At 60.4% G+C, this 17,911-nt stretch carries 18 protein-coding genes; 4 read left to right on the top strand and 14 right to left on the bottom strand.

Annotated elements, in window-relative coordinates:
• Positions 1–79 precede the first annotated feature (79 nt).
• The 10 genes from P4U43_RS00655 to P4U43_RS00700 all read right to left on the bottom strand — a co-directional run bounded on the left by P4U43_RS00655 (position 80) and on the right by P4U43_RS00700 (position 9,728).
• Entirely contained in the window at positions 80–859 is a 780-nt protein-coding gene (locus tag P4U43_RS00655) for an SDR family NAD(P)-dependent oxidoreductase (protein WP_277356996.1), read from the bottom strand.
• Positions 856–1,608, bottom strand: coding sequence for an SDR family oxidoreductase (locus P4U43_RS00660; protein WP_277356997.1), 753 nt, complete (start codon positions 1,606–1,608; stop codon positions 856–858). Before P4U43_RS00660 ends, P4U43_RS00655 begins: the two co-directional genes overlap by 4 nt.
• 70 nt (positions 1,609–1,678) lie before the next feature.
• Entirely contained in the window at positions 1,679–3,019 is a 1,341-nt protein-coding gene (locus tag P4U43_RS00665) for an MFS transporter (protein ID WP_277356998.1), read from the bottom strand.
• Positions 3,020–3,063: 44 nt separating this feature from the next.
• Positions 3,064–4,077, bottom strand: a complete 1,014-nt coding sequence (locus P4U43_RS00670) for a 5-oxoprolinase subunit C family protein (RefSeq protein WP_277356999.1) — start codon at positions 4,075–4,077, stop codon at positions 3,064–3,066.
• A complete protein-coding gene (locus P4U43_RS00675) occupies positions 4,074–4,790 on the bottom strand; it encodes a 5-oxoprolinase subunit B family protein (protein ID WP_277357000.1) in 717 nt (238 codons plus the stop codon). Before P4U43_RS00675 ends, P4U43_RS00670 begins: the two co-directional genes overlap by 4 nt.
• A gap of 1 nt (position 4,791) precedes the next feature.
• Positions 4,792–5,571: a LamB/YcsF family protein gene (locus P4U43_RS00680; protein ID WP_277357082.1), complete on the bottom strand. Its 780-nt coding sequence runs from the start codon at positions 5,569–5,571 to the stop codon at positions 4,792–4,794.
• A gap of 190 nt (positions 5,572–5,761) precedes the next feature.
• Positions 5,762–6,574, bottom strand: coding sequence for an ABC transporter permease (locus P4U43_RS00685; protein ID WP_277357001.1), 813 nt, complete (start codon positions 6,572–6,574; stop codon positions 5,762–5,764).
• Positions 6,574–7,491, bottom strand: a complete 918-nt coding sequence (locus P4U43_RS00690; protein WP_277357002.1) for an ABC transporter permease — start codon at positions 7,489–7,491, stop codon at positions 6,574–6,576. The genes P4U43_RS00685 and P4U43_RS00690 overlap by 1 nt, the downstream gene beginning before the upstream one ends.
• Positions 7,488–8,606 carry an ABC transporter ATP-binding protein gene (locus P4U43_RS00695; RefSeq protein ID WP_277357003.1) on the bottom strand — a complete coding sequence of 373 codons (1,119 nt, stop codon included), beginning with the start codon at positions 8,604–8,606 and terminating at the stop codon, positions 7,488–7,490. The genes P4U43_RS00690 and P4U43_RS00695 overlap by 4 nt, the downstream gene beginning before the upstream one ends.
• 39 nt (positions 8,607–8,645) lie before the next feature.
• Positions 8,646–9,728: an extracellular solute-binding protein gene (locus P4U43_RS00700; RefSeq protein WP_277357004.1), complete on the bottom strand. Its 1,083-nt coding sequence runs from the start codon at positions 9,726–9,728 to the stop codon at positions 8,646–8,648.
• 250 nt (positions 9,729–9,978) lie between these two features.
• Between P4U43_RS00700 and P4U43_RS00705 the strand changes: the two genes are divergently transcribed.
• Positions 9,979–10,932, top strand: coding sequence for a LysR substrate-binding domain-containing protein (locus P4U43_RS00705; RefSeq protein ID WP_277357005.1), 954 nt, complete (start codon positions 9,979–9,981; stop codon positions 10,930–10,932).
• Positions 10,933–11,412: 480 nt separating this feature from the next.
• Here P4U43_RS00705 and P4U43_RS00710 read toward each other — a convergent pair whose 3' ends face one another.
• Positions 11,413–12,087 carry a 4-carboxy-4-hydroxy-2-oxoadipate aldolase/oxaloacetate decarboxylase gene (locus P4U43_RS00710; protein ID WP_277357006.1) on the bottom strand — a complete coding sequence of 225 codons (675 nt, stop codon included), beginning with the start codon at positions 12,085–12,087 and terminating at the stop codon, positions 11,413–11,415.
• Between the two features lie 16 nt (positions 12,088–12,103).
• Positions 12,104–13,312, bottom strand: a complete 1,209-nt coding sequence (locus P4U43_RS00715; RefSeq protein WP_277357007.1) for an aspartate transaminase — start codon at positions 13,310–13,312, stop codon at positions 12,104–12,106.
• A gap of 305 nt (positions 13,313–13,617) precedes the next feature.
• Between P4U43_RS00715 and P4U43_RS00720 the strand changes: the two genes are divergently transcribed.
• Positions 13,618–14,148, top strand: a complete 531-nt coding sequence (locus P4U43_RS00720) for a hypothetical protein (protein WP_277357008.1) — start codon at positions 13,618–13,620, stop codon at positions 14,146–14,148.
• A 69-nt stretch (positions 14,149–14,217) separates the two neighbouring features.
• Here P4U43_RS00720 and P4U43_RS00725 read toward each other — a convergent pair whose 3' ends face one another.
• A complete protein-coding gene (locus tag P4U43_RS00725; RefSeq protein WP_277357009.1) occupies positions 14,218–14,868 on the bottom strand; it encodes an SDR family oxidoreductase in 651 nt (216 codons plus the stop codon).
• 202 nt (positions 14,869–15,070) lie between these two features.
• Here P4U43_RS00725 and P4U43_RS00730 point away from each other — a divergent pair, with 202 nt between their 5' ends.
• Entirely contained in the window at positions 15,071–16,102 is a 1,032-nt protein-coding gene (locus P4U43_RS00730; RefSeq protein ID WP_277357010.1) for a matrixin family metalloprotease, read from the top strand.
• Between the two features lie 40 nt (positions 16,103–16,142).
• A complete protein-coding gene (locus P4U43_RS00735) occupies positions 16,143–16,796 on the top strand; it encodes a class I SAM-dependent methyltransferase (RefSeq protein ID WP_277357011.1) in 654 nt (217 codons plus the stop codon).
• Positions 16,797–16,838: 42 nt separating this feature from the next.
• On the opposite strand, the gene P4U43_RS00740 is transcribed toward P4U43_RS00735, so the two are convergent.
• Positions 16,839–17,828, bottom strand: coding sequence for a copper resistance D family protein (locus tag P4U43_RS00740; protein ID WP_277357012.1), 990 nt, complete (start codon positions 17,826–17,828; stop codon positions 16,839–16,841).
• Between the last annotated feature and the right edge of the window lie 83 nt (positions 17,829–17,911).

Here is a 17,911-nt window from a genome sequence, read left to right on the forward strand (position 1 = left end):
CGAGAATTGTGGCACGTCTGCCTTCAGGGATAGCGCACCCTGTACTTCCAGTCGCGCCGGTTGTGCTACCGGAGAAGGCTCATACGACAACGGACATACCCCCATCGATGAAGATCGTTTGGCCGTTCACGAAGTCGGAGGCCCTGGACGCCAGCCATACCGCCGGCCCGACAAGGTCCTCGGTCTTCCCCCAGCGCGCCGCGGGCGTCCGTCCAAGAATCCATGAGTTGAACTGCTCATCATCGACGAGGTTCTGAGTCATCTCGGTGTGGATATAGCCCGGCGCGAGCCCATTGATCTGCAATCCGTGAGCGGCCCATTCCGCTGTCATGGCCCGGGTCAGGTTCCTTAGCCCACCCTTTGAGGCGATATAGGGGGCGATGGTTGGCCGGGCGAGGTCTGCCTGCACAGACAAAATATTGATGATTTTCCCCCGGCCGCGGGGAATCATCTGTCGAGCGGCCTCGCGTCCAACGAGGAATGCGCTGGTCAGGTTGGTGGACAGAACACGGTCCCAGTCAGCTGGATCCAGTTCGAGCATAGGGACCCGATGCTGCACACCGGCGTTGTTCACCAGTATGTCGAGGGGCCCCACGGTTCGCTCGATGTTCGCCACGCCCGCGGCAGCGGCATCGGGCGACGTGACGTCGAAGCCCGCGACATGAACCCGGTCTGAGCCGAAATGGTCCTCGAACTCGACTCGGGTCTGCTCAAGCGCATCTTCGTTTCGACCATTCAAAACGACGGATGCTCCGGCCTCTGCCAGCCCGAAAGCGATGGTTTTTCCGATCCCCCTGCTGCTGCCGGTAACGAGCGCTACATCGCCGGTCAGATCAAAGGCGGTGCTCCTGCCGCTCATGCGCGCCGGTCAAAGGTGAGACCGCCGGGTACCTGGAAGGTAGGCATCAGTTCAAGCATGCCGACGTTGACGTGCCGGGGCGTCTCGATCGCGTAGTCGATGGCGTTGACGATGTCATCTGTGGTGAGCGACTCGTAACCCTCGTAATACGTCTGCCATGCTTCTTCCATCGCTTCGGGAGTACCGCCAAGATTGCGACCGAAAATCTCCGTCTCCACCCGCCCGGGGCAGATCTCCGAGATGCGGATCCGCTTGCCGACAGTGTCGTTCCGCAGCTGCCGTGATATCTGATGAACGGCAGCTTTGGTCGCGTGGTAGGCAGTATGGCCATAGAAGTTGTAGAGACCGGCGATCGAACTGATGTTGACGACATGCCCGCGGTCGCGCTCGACCATCCCAGGGAGAACGAGTCGGGTGAGCTGCAGGAGACTGCGAAGATTCACGTCAACAATCTCGTCCAGATCCTCTTCCGTGGAGTCGAGGATGTTGCCTGGCCTGGACACGCCCGCGCAATTGACGAGAACGTCAATCTCCAGACCATCCACGGCGCTGCTCAGCGCCGAAGCATCAGTGATGTCGAGGACATGCGGGGTGGCACCCGTCCGGTCCGCGAGCTCATTGAGGCGGTCCTCGCTACGGGCCGCAACATGGACTTTGAGGCCGCGCTTGGCGAGTCGCTCTGCGATGGCGGCTCCCATACCGGTCGAGGCACCCGTTACGAAGGCAGTTTGGTAATCGGAAAATGGCATTGCGTGTCCTTAGGTTTTTGAGCGGGAGGTGAGAGGGCGAGAAAGTTTCCCCGCGCCTGAAAATGAGTTTCTACGCGTCGCGCAAGGGTTCGTGGGCCCGGTCTTTCACGGTGCTGACTGCTGCGAGGGTTCCAAGAGCAGTGATCACGGCGTAGAAAGCCGGCATGTAGATGTTTCCAGTGCTACCGATCAGCCAGGTCATCAACAGGGGTGCAGTTCCACCGAAGAGGGCGGAGGAGATGTTGTATCCGAGACCGTAAGCGGAGTACCTCACCCGGGTCGGGAAAAGTTCGACGATCAAAATATGGATGACGGCCGTGTGGCCAGCGAAAACAACGGCCATGATGGAGGCCCCGAGAATGGCAAGGCCCATACTGCCGGTTGCAATGAGCGCGTAGCAGGGGATGCCCACGATGGCCATGGCGATGGCCGCACCCGCAATGACCTTTTTCCTTCCGATCCTGTCGGACAGCGCTCCCATGACGGGTATCGCCACGCAGATCGCGACAAGGCTGCATGCGGTGACAATCAGTGCTTCCCCGATGGTGAAGTTCAACTGGTCGCCTTTGAGGAAGGTGGGCATGTAGGAAAAGAGGACGTAGTACCCGGATCCATTCATGAGCGGGATGAACAGCGCGAGGAGCATCGCTTTCCGGTGCACCGGGGAAGCGAAAGCTTCCTTCAGCGGGTTCTTCGACAGTCCCCCCTCTTCCTTGAGCTTCTCGAAGTTCGGTGTGTCGCTGATTGCCTTTCTGATGTACCAGCCAATGACGCCCATCGGGATTGCGACAAGGAATGGAATACGCCAGGCCCAGGAACCGAATCCGCCGCCGTTGATTGCTTCCTCGGTCAACCATGGCGACATTGCGAATGCGACCAGGGTTCCGGTGAGGAGTGCCGCAAATGAAGCGATTTGGGCGAAGGAGGTGATGATGCCGCGCTTCCCGTTCGGCGCATGCTCCGCCAGGAACGTCATGGCACCGGCTGCTTCTCCACCGACTGAAAAGCCCTGAACAAGACGCAGGACCACCAGAAGGATCGGGGCCGCAATGCCGATGGCGGCGTAGGGCGGGAGGAAACCGATGCCGGCAGTTGCCACGCTGATCAGCATGATCACCAGCACCAGCATTTTCTGCCGGCCGATGCGGTCGCCGAGATACCCGCACACGACGGCGCCCAGCGGACGAACGAAGAAGGAGACTGCGTAGCCGGCAAAGACAAAGAGCAGTGCGTTGTCGGGATTTCCGGGGGCAAGGAACACCAGCGCAAGGGTTCCTGCCATGAACGCGAAGATGCCGTTGTCGTAGAGCTCCACGAAGATGCCGACACAGCCCGCAGTCACAACTTTCCGCGTCTGCTTTGCGTTCAGGCCGTTCTCCTGCAAGGTGGCCGCTCTGGTTGATGTTGCCATGAGTTTCCCTAGGTTCTCGAGCTTAGAAGTAATTGGTTGTTGTGTCAGCCGCACGCCCGCAAGGGCGGCTCCGCTGGCTCTACGTCCCCAGCAATCCCTAACGCAGCGAAGATTGCATCAACGGATCCACGGAGAGCCTCCAGTTGATTCATAGCGCGTCGGTAGGATGCTGTGGCCGCCTTGACGGTCGTGTGCTTGAAGCGCACCGTGTCTCCGGGCCGCGCCTGGGCTAGAGAATCGAGCCCAAGGCGGGTAGCAACCGCGAGTACGGGGTAACCCGCAGTGACTCCGCGCCCCCGGTGCAGAACCAGGAGTTCCTCTCGCGAGGGCACCTCCACGGCTCCCACCGGCACTCCACGGGAGAGCACTTCTCCGTCGCTTTGCCTCTCAGGAAGAGCGCCGCTCAGTCTCAAGCCGATATGGTTGCTTCGGCCGCTCACCTGGTAGGGGCCTTCGAACAACAGCGCACTGGAGGAACCGAAGTCGGTGATGTCCGGTCCGTCCGTGACCTCGATCAGGTGTTGGCTGCCCATGGTGGGCCGTTGCAGACCGATGCGAAACAGCGGCAGGTCGAAGTAGGGCTGGCGGACAGGTCGCACGGAGCGACTGGCTTGCAGGACCGAGCCTTCAGCGAGCTGCATGCCGAATCCCACGACGGTGTCTGGAGCACAGCTTCCGAGCAGGGTCGGAGCATCGATGGAACCGTGGATGGCCAGATAGGCGCGAATCCCGCTGTGGATTCCGCGAACCGTCACGTGCTCCCCTGCCCGGACCGACACTGGTTCCCATTGTGTGCAGGCCCGCCCGCCAACCGTCAGCTGGAGTGGTGCACCCGTCACAGCTATCAGAAGGTCCGTTTGAGGAGTCATCCTGAAGTCCAGCGCGGTGATTTCGATGAGCGGCGAGTTGTCGGTGTTCCCAACGAGGATGTTCGCTGCACGCGCGGAGTACTGATCGAGTGCGCCGTTGACAGGGAGGCCGAACTTGGGCCCTGCGAAGCGGCCAAGGTCCGTAACGACTGACAACCCGGGTTGGCTGATCAGGATCTGCCCGCTCACGCCGTTGGCTCCATCTTCTTGCCCACGCTGAACTCAAACTCGTCACTCGAGATGACTTCAAACCGGAGGCGGTCACCAGGGCTGTACGGCACGAGGGAGGGACCGTCGAGATCCAGCACAGACAGCGACGTCTGACCGATCACACACCATCCTCCCGGTGCTACGGCAGGGGCGATCACTGCCTGCCGACCAGCCACTGATACTGCTCCGGCAGGAACGCTCAACCGGGGATCTTTCAGTCGTGGAACCGGTCGCGGGAAGTCGGGGCCGTCCATCATGGGGGATCCGGCGGGCGCGCCAAGGCAACGAATCGTGTAGGTCTTTTGCGAGTGAAGCGCGATGACCTCTTGAGGCGAGATTCCTTGGTGTTCAGCTACGCGCTCGAGGTCCGGCCCGTAAGACCCTCCGTACACCACCGGAACGATGAACTCACGGGGAGCGCGCCGGCTCCGGACTTGCTCATCACGCAGGCCCAGCCCCACGAACGCACGGACCTGCGCAGCTGAGATTACATACGGATCGAACTCGATCAGCACCGAATCGTACGTGGGAACCGCGCCGAAGATGCCCTCTGCACCGCACCCTTCAAGCCAGTTCGCCAGCCCGTGCACGGTTGACCAGTTGTCTTCAACGTTCGCCGATGATGCCTCGACCCTCACTGCCCCGTCGCCACATTCTTGGATGCTGATCTGCGCTGGGTCTACACGAGGCATCTCATGCCGCTTCCTGCTTCGCAGCGAGTACATCGCCCACCGGAGCGATGCGCACCCCGGCGGCTTCAAGCTCCTTCCGGATCAATCGCGCGAGACCAACTGCGCCAGGGTTGTCACCGTGAAGCAGGATGGTGTCGGGACTGATCTGAAGGCTCGCCCCTGATGAGCTGACGATCGTGCCCTCACACGCCATCCGAACCGTCCGGTCGACGATCTCCCGCGCGTCGTGCAGGACTGCGCCGGGCTGCCCTCGCGGCACGAGCGTGCCGTCGTCCTGATAGGCGCGGTCTACTATTCCGACGATCGCTACCTGCAGGCCATGGCGACGGGCTGCCTGGGCAAGTTCGCCCTCCTGGGCGACGATAACCATTCGGGGATCGACGCCGGCCACAGCCTGGGCAACAGATTCGGCGTAATCCGGTCGCACGGCAACGAGGTTGCCAAGCTTTCCGTGCGGCGCAACATGCGAGACCACGCCGCCGTGATATGCCGCAAACGCAGCGAGGGAGCCGACCTGGTACACGGTGTCGGTCCGAACTTCGTCTGCGCTAAGGTCCATCGCGCGCCTGCCAAACCCCCGCAGATCGGGGAAGCTGGGATGTGCCCCTATACCGACACCCCGCCGCATACATTCAGCCACCGTACGGTCCATGATGTCGGGGTCTCCCGCATGGAAACCGCAGGCAATGTTGGCACTCGAAACGATTTCCAGCAGCTGCTGATCGTCGCCGATCGAGTAAGCCCCGAAGCCTTCTCCGAGGTCAGCCACCAAATCAATCATTCGATTCACTGCTATCACTTCCTGAAGTCAAATAATTACGTTTCGAGATTCAAAACCGAACGTTTCCAAGCCCTTTCAGCTGCACACCGAAAAATGTGTTTGAGCCGATGTTCGATCTTTGCACTTGCCTGAACCAACCCACAAAGACCTATTAGCTATGTCGTGATAGGCGTCCTTTATGCTTGTGCTTTTACAACGCCTTGCGCAGACCCATTACTCGCTCCACGATCACTACCACAAGGAGTGAAAAGAGGATGAGAATGACCGAGAGAGCCGCTACTGCCGCATCCGCCGAATTTTCTACATAGCGAAGGACCTGGACAGGGAGGGTGGGCAGCCCCGACTCCGCGACGAAGAGGGCTATCACGGCCTCGTCGAACGACACGATGAAGGCTATGACGCCGCCGGCTATGACTCCCGGCTGGATGATGGGGAGGGTCACACGGCGGAACACAGTCCAGGGACCTGCACCGAGTACCCTAGCAGCAGATTCGCAGGACGTGTCTGAGGTGGCCAGACTCATCAATGTGGTTCTGACGACGAAAGGGAAGGTTATTGCGACGTGTCCGATGATGATTCCCGTGTAGGTGTTCGTCAGTCCCAGCGGGCTGAACAGGAGCACCATTCCAAGGCCGAGCACGATGCTTGGAACAAGAAGAGGCGATAGGAAGAAGGACAGCACCGCGCCCGTGCTCTTGAACTTGAACCTGTCTATTGCCAGGGCCGCAGGTACACCGATCACAAGGACAATCGCCGTGACAGCGGCAGCAACTATGAGGCTGACCTTCATGCCTTCTGTGAAGGCGCGCTGTTCCGGCAGTGCCTTGTACCAATCCAGGGTGAATCCCTCTGGTGGAAAAGACAAGAACTGGTTCGAGGAAAAAGAAATGACAAATACTATGAGCAGCGGAGCCAACAGGAAAAGGTAAAGGAAAAATACCAGAACCCCGAATATCGGCTTCATCAGGTCGACTCGTGGTTTGAATTCGCGAATCTCGCTCATTACTGGTCTCCAAGCTTCTTTGTTACCCGCTGATACAGCGCGACGACCGCACCGAAAAGAACAAGCAGTATTACCGATAGGGCAGCGGCGAACGGCCAGTTGAGCAAGCCGGTGGTTTGGTCGTAGATCTCTGTGGCCAGCACCTGTACGACACCTCCACCTAGGAGCCTGGGCGTGATGAACGTGCTGATGGACAGTACGAAGACCATGAGAAAGGCCGTAAGGATGCCTGGAAGGCTCAGCGGCAGCGTTACTCGAAGGAACACCTTCCATCGACTCGCGCCGAGTGACCCAGCCGCCTCCTCGAGTTGGGTATTGAGGCGGCCGAACCCGGAAATCATGGCCAGTATCGCGTAGGGCATGAAAATCTCGACGAGGCCGATCGTTACGCCAGTCATGTTGTTCGCCAGGTTCAAAGGTGTCTCGATGACACCGAGCCCCTGCAAGGAGGAGTTCACCAGGCCGTTTGTTCCCAGGATGACCATCCACCCATAGGTGCGCACGACAGCCGAGGTGAGTAGCGGTGCAATCGCGATCGCCATCAGGATGCCGCGCCAACGGCTAGTTGTCCTTGCGAGGAAGAGCGCGATCGGGTAGGAAACGAGAATGCATAGGAGCCCAACAACCACGCCCATACGGAATGTATCGAGGGTTACGGTCCAGTAATAAGGATCCGTGAGCGGCTGTACATAGGTGTCAAAGGTGAAAGTCTCCTCGATCACGCCATCGGGAGCCCCCCTGTTGAAGGACATCCGGATCATGTAGACCAAGGGGAATACGAAGCTTACGAGCAGCCCAAGCAGTGCGGGCAAAAGCAGGATGAGGTAGGTCCGCCGATCACGGGCGGCTTTCGCGCGCTCCAGCTCCCCCTCTCCCTTTGGTTGAGGACTTCGCCTTTCCTGCGTCAGCGTACTCACTGCGCACCCTCTTCACCCGGTGTCTCGGAAATGAGGTAAGCGTCAGCCGGCTCCCAGCTGAGATACGCAGAATCACCGAGCCTCGGAACGCCGGCACTGGAGGTCAGAAGCTGGGCGTCAATGAGCTGCCCGGCCACGCGGATTGAAAGGCCCAGCATGTCACCGGTATAACTGATGCGCTCGATCGTTCCCGCCAGCGGATCGTCCTCCGGCTTGGCCTGCAAATCAACTTTCAACCGGTGGGGTCGGATGACGAGTTCCTGGGAGTTACCGGCGAGCCCAGGCCGGCCGACAGCTCCACACCGGCCGAGGCCATCGACCTGCACCTTGTAGAAACGCTCGTCTCCGGATGCTGGTCCGTCCTCCGACAGTACGGTCGCGTTGAGGAAGTTGGCCTGGCCGATGAAGTTCGCTACGAAGCGGGTGCGAGGTCGCTCGTACACTTCGGTTGGTGAGCCGAATTGTTCAATCAGACCACCGTTCATGACGGCTATACGATCAGCCATGTCAAGCGCTTCATCTTGGTCGTGTGTTACGAAGAGCGTGGTCGCTCGCGTCCGCTGCTGGATAGACCGAATTTCGCTGCGCATGGTCTCGCGAAGCTTCGCATCCAGGTTGGACAACGGTTCATCCAACAGGAGGAGGGTGGGCTCTACGACGAGTGCCCGCGCCAGGGCTATGCGTTGCTGTTGTCCGCCCGAAAGCTCACGCACCCGTCGCTTGGCGAGGTGGCCAAGCTGAACCATGTCCAGCGCCTCCTCCACCCGGCGGCGCTGTTCGGCGCCGGACACTTTCCGCATCTGAAGCCCGAAAGCAACGTTCTGCTCAACATCCATGTGGGGGAACAGGGCATAGGACTGAAATACCATGCCCATTCCGCGCTTATTCACGGGTGTGTGAGTAATGTCCTTGCCGTCAACGATGATGGAGCCTGCGGTAGGGTCCATGAGGCCCGCTACCATTCGCAGCGTGGTGGTCTTTCCGCAGCCCGAAGGACCGAGCAGGGCGACGAGGTGCCCTTCTTCGACGTGCATGTTCAGCCGGTTAACGGCTGGCTCCATCCCTGGTGCATATCTCTTGGTCAGGTCAACGATGGACAGTTTGGAAGCATTCATAATTTTGGTCTCCTGCAGCGGACGCTTTGAGCGCCTGAATTACTGGCTGATGATTTCGCGCTTCCAGATGTCGGTCCATTCGTCTCGCGCTCCGGCGAGGAAATTGACATCCAACGGAATGATGTTGAGGGACCCATCCGTCGGTACCACACGCTCCTGCACCTCCGGGGAGAGCTCAGCATTGGTCACCGTTGGCGCGTAGAAAAGCGCCTCCGCGAACGCTGACTGTGCCCCAGGCGACAGTGCGTAGTCGATGAAAGTCTTCGCTGCGGCGTCGTTAGGCGCATCCTGCACGAGGTTGATGGTATTCATCTGGTACACCGTTCCTTCCTCGGGGAAGGTAACGCCCAACTTGCCGTTACTCTCGTCGCTGTAGTACTGCCCGCGAGCGTTCTGTCCTATGCCGAGCACAGTCTGTCCGGTAATGACGCTTTGGTACTCATCAGGGTTGGGCGCGAAGGTCTGAACTGCCGGCGCTAGCTCCTGCAGCCTCGCGACAGCCTTATCGATGCTCTGGATGTAATCCTCATCCTCCATCGTGGAAGTGATGGCGGTCAGGGAAAGTCCAAGCAGCGACGGAGGCGCCATGACATTGATCTTGCCTGCGTGGGCAGGATCCCAAAGGACGTCCCAGCTTTCGGGGGGTTCCGGGAATGTCTCCTTGTCATACAGCAAGCCGATGGCATCAGCCATCACCACTGGACCAAACCCGTCCTCGTTTTGGAAGTCTTCTCCGACGTTTTCCAGATTGGGAATCTCGGAGGATTCCATCGGAGCGAAGAGACCCTGGTCGTTTCCGCTCTCGGATACGGAGATGTCCATGATCGCGACATCTGTGGCGGGGTTGCCCTTCTGACCCTGGAGGGCGCTGAGCATCTCAGCGGACGAGCGCTTGGACGCGAAATTTATATCGATGTCGGGGTACTTCTCTTCGAAGGGTTCGATGACTGCCTTCATGTACTGGTCCTGCCATATACCGGAGTAGGCGATGAGGCTCACCTCACCCGAAGTCGCTGAATCGGACTCGCCAGCGCTATCCGCACTGCCGCCGCACGCCGAGAGACCGAATGCCGATGTGATGGCAACCGTCGCGGCGATTCCTACTTTGAAGCTGTTCTTCATGTCAATCCTTTTCACTGGGTGACGTACCGAAATATCTGAAATTGCATTCTCCGCATCATTGCGGACTCCGGCATAGAATATTTACTACTGAATTTGGCTGCATCGGCAAATTCGAACTCCATCGACAATATTCACGTCGTTTCGCCCGCCCCGTATAATTGGGAACAGATAGCCGCCTCAGGGTTAAAACCTACGGCTGAGACGGTGATCACACAAAGATCAGTTATATGTACCCACATACAGTTTTGTTATGACGATGCAGTCTGCTGAGGACCTTGAGATGGATACGCGCAAGCTTGCCTACTTCGTTCAGATCGTTGATTCCGGCAGCATCACGAAGGCTGCCGCGGCGTTGCACGTAGCGCAGCCTGCTCTGAGCCAGCAGCTGTCATCGCTGGAAAACGAGCTGAAGCAGAGGTTGCTCATCCGCAGCAAGCAGGGGGTGAGTCCGACTGCCGCCGGCAATACGTTGTACCGGCATGCCCAAAGCATTCTGAGGCTGGTGGAACAGGCGCGGCTCGATGTTGCTTCATCAGGTGCGGCGCCGTCCGGTCGGGTGTCAATTGCGATCGCTCCCTACAGCATGGCGTCCAGCCTCGCACCGGCGATCGTCACCGAGGTACATCGTCGATACCCGGACATCGTGCTGCACTTGACCGAAATCTTCGGCGGTGTTCTCAGCGAGGCGATCAAGAACGGGCGATTGGACATGGCCCTCATCTATGAACCAGGGCCCATTCGCGGTGTTCGGTTCACCACGATGATCGTCGAAGACCTGCACCTTGTGTGCAGTCCGGAAGTGCCCCTGACGCCAACCGATGGAAGCGTCACCCTCGAGGCGGCCTCAGCTCTCCCCTTGTTCCTGCCTGAACGCAACCACACGCTTCGGCAACTCATCGAGGATGGATTCCAGCAGCAGGGCTTGAACCTGCGTCTGGCCGGCGAAGTGGAGTCCGTTCCTTCACTCGCGCGGCTGATCGACGAGAATGTCGGGGCGACCATTCTGCCCAAATCGGCAGCGGACGCACTGTTTGCACGTGAGGATTTTCAGGTATTCAGACTCAGGGAACCCGCGCTGCAGAGCAGGATTGCGCTCTGCACCCCGGATCATGAACCGCTTTCCGAAGCGGCGTCGGCGGTACTCCTTCTCATGCGCGAAATGCTGCAGGTCCAACTTGTGAGGCAATACGGTGGGGCCGACTGAACCGCCGCGCCATCCATAAAGAAACCTTATCTTGACAGTCATCTTTCGTCTTATTCAAAAAGTGTGTACACAAATAACATTGAGTTGTCAGTTTATTTGTATGTCCAGTGACATTCTGGGACAAGGCGTGAGGAAATCGATGATGAAAAAGCGTCGTTCAGTGGCTGCAGGACCTGCATCTGAATTTCCGGTACAGACACGAACCGGCTTTCACTGTCCTCGCAATGGGCTATGGCGCCCTGCGAACACGCGCGTGGAACCGCTCTTCATCTTCAAGGGGAGCATCATGCCTGCCCACCGGGGTGAAAGCACGGAATGGGTCTTGGTGGATGGCGCTTCGGGCGCTACACCATGGCCGCAGGAGATGTGAAGCACTGACAGATTGCAGCATAGCCACAGCTGCAAGGAGAGCAACGAAAGAAGGGGCGGCATCCAGCCGGCCCCTTCTTTCGTTGTGTAACAGAGGTATTCAGTCGAGGATCAGTCCTCGACCAGGAGACCTTTTGCCTTCAGGACCTCCGTCAGCTTGCACAGCTCGATGGTGGTCCCTCCCTCGTGGTAGGCCTTGATGAGGTCACGTTCAGCGTCGTCCCGCGCTTGGGAGAGCGCTATGACTTCTTCGGCTTCTTCACGTCGAACAACGACAACGCCGTCAGCGTCGCCACGGAGGATGTCGCCCGGGTAGATGACTTCATCCCCAAAAACCAGGGGGTGATTTATGGGTCCCAGAGTCTCTTTAACGGTGCCTTTGATGCTGATGCTTCCCGAGAAAACAGGGAGGCCCAAGTCAATCAGGTCCTGGGTGTCTCGAACGCCGGAGTCAGTCACCATTGCTGCAATCCCTTTGGCGCTCATTGCATTTCCCAAGACGTCGCCGAAGGTACCGGCTTCCTCGAACTCGCCGGCCCCGACCAGAACTACATCTCCGCGCTGCGCGTAGTGAATTGCAACCTGCAGCATCAGGTTGTCTTGGGGCGCGCACCGCACGGTGACGGCTGGGCCGCAGAAAGACATGGCCCGCGAGATGGGCTTGATCTTGGAACTGAGCGCGCCTTTTCTGCCTTGCGCCTCATGAATCGTTGCTGAGGAAAATGCGGCGAGCCTCTCGACCACATCGGCTGTCGGGCGCTCAAACTTGGTTTTTACATGGATCATGGTTTCTCTTTCGTTGTTAGCGTAGGGCTGCGAGCGCGTCACCGATCGCGGTGACGCCGGCTTGCACGGTCTCCAGCGACGTTGCGAAGGACATACGGAAATAGGGGGCAAGGCCGTAAGCGGAGCCCTGGATAACGGCAACCGACGCTGATTCCAGGAGGTACAAAACGAGGTCCTGGTCGTTGACGATGGTCGCGCCGTCCGGAGTGGTCTTTCCGATCACACCGGTGCAATTTACCCAGAGGTAAAAAGCCCCGGCTGCAGAAACACAGGACAGACCAGGCACCCGGTTCAAGCCCTCGACTGCGACGTCCCTGCGCTCCCGGTAGATCTTGACGCTGTCCTCAACAAAGGTTTGGTCTCCGGTGAGCGCGGCCGCCGCAGCGGCCTGACTGATTGACGACGGGCACGATGAGATTTGCGACTGTAGTTTGTTGATCGACGCCACCACTGGCTCAGGGCCCGCCCCGTAGCCTAGGCGCCATCCCGTCATGGCATAGGACTTTGATACGCCGTTGACCAGCAGCGTACGATCGGCGAGCTCAGGCACCACAGTTACGAGGCTTCGGAGGCGCCCTTCGCCGAAATAGATCTCGTCGTAAATTTCGTCAGTCAGTACGTGGACGTGGGAATGCCTGATCAGCACCTCGCCGAGGCTTTTCAACTCGTCGGCGTCGTACACGGCCCCGGTCGGGTTCGAGGGGCTGTTGAGGATGAGCCACTTCGTCTGCGGCGTAATCGCTTCTTCGAGGGCCGCTGCCGTGAGCTTGAAACCGACATCCTCGCCGCACTCTACGATGACGGGTGTGCCGTCGTTGGCCAGAACCATGTCCGGGTAAGACACCCAGTATGGGGCGAGGACGATTACCTCGTCTCCCCTATTCAGCGAAGCCATGAGCGCCGTGTAGATGATTTGCTTCGCCCCGCCACCGATGGTGAGCTGGCTCGTTCGATACCGGATCCCGGTATGGCGCGCAAGACGTTCGATTATGGCCGCTTGTAGCTCCGGGGTTCCGTTGACAGACGTGTACTTCGTCTTGCCCGCGTCCATGGCGGCCACGGCTGCCTGCTTGATGTGGTCAGGAGTGTCGAAGTCCGGTTCGCCAACGGTCAGATCGATGATCTCTTGTCCGTCGGCGCGCAACTCTCGCACTCGTGCTGCCGCGGCAACACTCGCCGAAGCTTTGATACGAGTGACCCGCGCAGCTGGCTCATAGTGGGCCACGTTTCCTCCTTGAACGGCTTCCTATTACAGGTGTAATCAGGTTCGAGCGTATGCACTGCGCTGCCGTGTGAATAAGACCAATAGTGCGTGGGCGGATAAGCCGGGCTTATGACGTGGGGAGGAAAACCCACAGCCTGGGGCGGGTGCGGGCCGCTCTTTGCGCTCGTATTAGAACTTCTCCTTATGACCCCACGGAGAATTGGTATTGGTCCACGCGGTCAGCAGTGCCCTAGCGTGAAGGTGCTCATCCGTCATCTCGCAGGACTGCCCGACGAGGAACCTGGCAACCAGGAAGGACGAACCCCGTGTACAGCTACCGGTCGAAGACGACGGCTGCCGGCCCCGCGTCGGAGCGCATGGGCAGTCCGGAACAAGGGCAGTCGATGGTTGAACGACTTAGGGAACTATTCGGCCACAAGCGTCAGGTGCTGACACAGGTCGCCAGTAGTATCCGGACGCTGACAGTCGACAGAAACATGATGATCGCTCAAGCGGTCAAAGACGGTGTCCCGGAGGTGCGAGTAGCCCAGGTGAGCGGAGAATCTCCCCGCATAGTTCGTAGAATTGCTCGAACTTACGATGATCTGGAACGAAGCACCACCCGCGCGGAAACCCATCTGACGAACATCCAAGGATGTTGTGACGAACTCGTCGAGGCTACAAATCTGAAAGCATCACTTGAAAAGGAGCGGGAACTCTTCATCCAGCGTGCCCGAACTCTTACAGAATGCGACAGCTTCGATCTGGCCATTGCAACAGGACTGACCCCGCAGGAAGTTCGCAATGTAATCCGCAGGGTTTGCACGAAGGTGCGGCACAGCAGCCCTTCCCGCTGAACCCAGACAGAGCACCGCCCCCGCACCACACGGGCACAGGGGCAGCACTCCACAAGAACGACGACGGCGTCACACCACCTCAAGCGCCTCCGCGATCGGGGTTTCGCCGGTGTTGAACTGGATAAACTTCCCAACAGTTCCCGGGTTGTTCAGCACCGATGCAGCCACCTGTGCCACGTCCTCACGGGCCACTGAATCCTGCTGCGGCTCGGCCGACACTTCGATGGTTCCCTTGCCGGGATCCGTGGTCAGCGCGCCCGGGCCGAGGATGGTCCACTCGAGGTCAGTCCCGCGCAGGTACTCGTCTGCCGCAGCCTTCGCCTCCGCGTAATGGAAGAACCCGTTGTCCTCGGGTACGCCGTGATCCTTGCGCGCGCCGATGTAGGAAACCATTACGTACCGGTTGACGCCGGCCTCTTTCGCGGCATCCATGGAACGAATCGCGGCGTCCCGGTCGATGGCGTAGGTTGCCTCAGGGCTACTGCCGCCCGAACCCGCGGACCACACCACCGCATCATGCCCACGCACGACGTCGGCCAGCTCGCCCACCGCCAACTGAGTCACATCCGCGATCACCGGCTTCGCTCCTGTGTCCTCGATGTCGGCTGACTGATCGGGATTGCGAATGATCGAGCTGACTTCATGACCGGCTCCGGACAGGATCCGCGACAGGTGCAACGCCACTTTCCCGTGGCCTCCAATGATGGCAATGCGTGACATATCCGCTCCTTTTCGTTGGGTGTCTTGTCCTTGGCAACACCACGAAGCCGCTGGGCATTCCAACGGGATGTCCGCCACCAAAGAATGGGGCGTTGCCGCCGCGCAGCTTTTCAGCAGGATTGGCCCAAAACAGGAGATGAGCCACAATCCGTAGGGAAAACTGACTCTGGGAAGGCCTGCCCTAGGAGAAAGAGACACACACATGGGGGTACTGGACCGCGAATGGTCCCGGAGGGATGACGTGCCGCCGTCGTCGGGCAGGCTGTCGTCGTCGTCGTCAGTGCCGCCGTTGTCGGGCGGGATGCGGCAATCCAGCTCGGGGCGCGTTCCGCAATGGGCGCTCGAGGAAGCGCTGAACGAACAGCTTCGCGCGTACGCAGCTGAGAACGGCGGGAGGCGGGTTCGGGGAGAGCGCCGCCGCCGTCGTCGTGAGCGGTCTTCAGTCCGTAAGCTGCGGGTCCGCACCGGGGTGCTCATCGCGTTTGTTCTTGCCCTCTATCTGACTCCCACCGTCTTCGAGCGCGACATCTTCCCGGATGTACTTCCACATCTGCCCTGGTCCAACGTGCCGCCGCGCGGTGTGGAAGCAGCAGCAGCGCCGCTGGGGACGCCGCCGCCGTCGACCGGTTCTGCGCAGTACAAGCTGTTTGAGTACCCCGGCCTCCGGCAGGAATTTGTCGCCTATGACCCGTGCCGGCCCGTGCACTATGTGATCCGTCCCGATTTTGCGCCGGCTGGAACCGAGGGGATCGTTCAGGAAGCCGTTGCCGAGGTGGCCGCTGCGACCGGGCTTACCTTCGTCTTCGACGGACCAACAACCGAAGCTCCAAGCCCTGAGAGCCGCGACTCCTACCAACCTGAGCTGTACGGCAAGCGCTGGGCACCGGTCCTGATCACGTGGACCAGCCCGGCCGAGGCGCCGGATCTCGCCGGTCCCACAGCGGGACTCGGCGGCAGTGAGGTAGCGCAGCGTCCGGACAAGCCCATAGTTCTCGTGGCGGGTCAGGTGATGCTCGATGCGCCGGCCATGACCGAGATCCTCGGGTATCCGGGCGGGCGCGACCACGTGAGGGCCATCGTCATCCACGAGTTGGGGCACGTGCTCGGTCTCGACCACGTGGATGATCCGAACCAGCTCATGTATGAGGAGACCCGGGAGCTGACCACCCTCGCAGACGGGGATCTTGCCGGTCTGGCGAAGCTCGGCGCAGGGCCGTGTGTGCCGGAGCTCTAAGACCCTTGACGCCAGCTCACCGCGGCTCCACAGTGGGCCAATGACCGTTCCGTTCCAGTCAGGCCCCGCCGAACTCCAACATCCCCGATTCGCGCGTGCCTATGCCCGGGCTGTGGAGGGAATGAACCGCAGGGGCGCCGATGAACACCGCCGCGCGCTCCTGGCGGACTTGACCGGTGTCGTGGTCGAGATCGGTGCCGGTGAGGGATCGAATTTCGCACACTATCCGCGCACGGTCACCGAGGTTCTGGCGGTCGAACCGGACGATCACCTCAGGTCCATCGCCATCCGCCGGGCGTCCGGTGCGCCGGTTCCCGTTCGAGTGATCACCGGCACGGCCGAAAGCATTCCGGCTGAGGATGGCAGTGCGGACGCTGTTGTCGCGAGCCTCGTACTGTGCAGCGTGCCGGACCAGGGCGTTGCACTGGCTGAAGCGCGCAGGGTGCTGCGCCCGGGCGGGATTCTGGCCTTCTACGAGCACGTCCGCTCGGACCGGAAAGTCCTCGCTGCCCTCGAGGACGTGATGACACCCCTGTGGCAACGAGCTGCCGGCGGCTGCCACCCCAACCGGGACACGCTGCAAGCAATCAGCGCCGCCGGCTTCGACATCAGGGACAACGAGCGCTTCGGGTTCTCGGTTCAGCCGTTGGCCCCGCGCGTTGCGCACATCCTCGGTCACGCGGTTGCCCCTTGAGCAGGAGTTCCGGGACCCTGCGAGCGCCGGTCCGGGCCGAATCTACAGCGGCGGTTCAAGCCCCACCAGCGCAACCGCCAACCCGTACGCAGCGCCCATGACCACCAGTTCACCGGCCGCCAGCCTTCCGAAATCGGCACAGCTGAATGTGGTTCCCGCAAGCAGACGACGGCGGTGCAACGCCCCGAACCCGATCAGCCCTCCCAGCGCAACCACCTTCAACAACAGCACCAGGCCATACGGGGAGCCAGGCAGCGCCGTCAGGTCCGGTACCCGCACGAGTGCGCTGACCACACCGCTGATAGTGACCACCGCTGCACAGATCAGCGCGAGGCGGCTGAACCGCTTCACCACGGCGTGCAGCACCTCAACCCGGTACAGCGCCAGCCATCCGAGACCCGCAAGCCCACCGACCCACACCGATGCTGCCGCTATGTGCCCGGTCATGCTGAACATCGCGAGACTGTGCCCCGACTCGGAAGCGGCGTGTCCGCCGAGGGCCAGCGTAGTGGTGCCCGCAACGGCCAGGAACAGTGCCATTCTCAATGCAGTGGAGGTCCGAGCAAACCACGCCATGACAGCGCTGGCCAGCAGGAATCCGATCTGCGCAATCAACGCACGCCCCGACGCGAGCTGATCCAGAAAGACCCCGAAGTCCGCGAACCCTGCCCCCTGCAACGGGCCCTCACCCAGCACGTCGAAGTAGGTCCAGAGCAGGAACAACCCACAAACGACGACGGCGGCCAGCGCCGCCACACTTCCCCGCCTGCCGAGCCGCACGGCTAAGGGGGCGAGAACTTCCGAACCGGCGTCGTCGCCTTGGGGGTTGCCTGCGGGTAACAGGACGCCAACGCACAACAGTGCAATCGCCGTCAGGCTCGTGAGGTGCACCAGCACGCGCACCAGCGGCAAAGTCCAGCCGACAAAGTTGGCGGTGCCGTCGTCGTCGGACAGTCCGAAAAGTGCCAGCGGAATCAATGCCGCCACCAACACGGCCACCGAAATGGCGCTGAGGAAATGTCGGGAGGGCACACCGACAGCGTGCGCTGTTCGAGGGAACACCTGCATCCCAGCCTTCCGGACGGTCAGTACGCCTCAGCATCGGCACTGCTCAG

The sequence above is a fragment of the Arthrobacter vasquezii genome, from assembly GCF_029455255.1.
Taxonomy (GTDB): Bacteria; Actinomycetota; Actinomycetes; order Actinomycetales; family Micrococcaceae; genus Arthrobacter_D; species Arthrobacter_D parietis.

Bases quoted from the DNA above. Each gene is read 5' to 3' on its own strand.
- P4U43_RS00655 (WP_277356996.1), bottom strand. From the start codon at position 859: ATGAGCGGCAGGAGCACCGCCTTTGATCTGACCGGCGATGTAGCGCTC.
- P4U43_RS00735 (WP_277357011.1), top strand. From the start codon at position 16,143: ATGACCGTTCCGTTCCAGTCAGGCCCCGCCGAACTCCAACATCCCCGA.
- P4U43_RS00700 (WP_277357004.1), bottom strand. From the start codon at position 9,728: ATGAAGAACAGCTTCAAAGTAGGAATCGCCGCGACGGTTGCCATCACA.
- P4U43_RS00685 (WP_277357001.1), bottom strand. From the start codon at position 6,574: ATGAGCGAGATTCGCGAATTCAAACCACGAGTCGACCTGATGAAGCCG.
- P4U43_RS00710 (WP_277357006.1), bottom strand. From the start codon at position 12,087: ATGATCCATGTAAAAACCAAGTTTGAGCGCCCGACAGCCGATGTGGTC.
- P4U43_RS00730 (WP_277357010.1), top strand. From the start codon at position 15,071: ATGGGGGTACTGGACCGCGAATGGTCCCGGAGGGATGACGTGCCGCCG.
- P4U43_RS00725 (WP_277357009.1), bottom strand. From the start codon at position 14,868: ATGTCACGCATTGCCATCATTGGAGGCCACGGGAAAGTGGCGTTGCAC.
- P4U43_RS00660 (WP_277356997.1), bottom strand. From the start codon at position 1,608: ATGCCATTTTCCGATTACCAAACTGCCTTCGTAACGGGTGCCTCGACC.
- P4U43_RS00675 (WP_277357000.1), bottom strand. From the start codon at position 4,790: ATGCCTCGTGTAGACCCAGCGCAGATCAGCATCCAAGAATGTGGCGAC.
- P4U43_RS00705 (WP_277357005.1), top strand. From the start codon at position 9,979: ATGACGATGCAGTCTGCTGAGGACCTTGAGATGGATACGCGCAAGCTT.
- P4U43_RS00680 (WP_277357082.1), bottom strand. From the start codon at position 5,571: ATGATTGATTTGGTGGCTGACCTCGGAGAAGGCTTCGGGGCTTACTCG.
- P4U43_RS00695 (WP_277357003.1), bottom strand. From the start codon at position 8,606: ATGAATGCTTCCAAACTGTCCATCGTTGACCTGACCAAGAGATATGCA.
- P4U43_RS00665 (WP_277356998.1), bottom strand. From the start codon at position 3,019: ATGGCAACATCAACCAGAGCGGCCACCTTGCAGGAGAACGGCCTGAAC.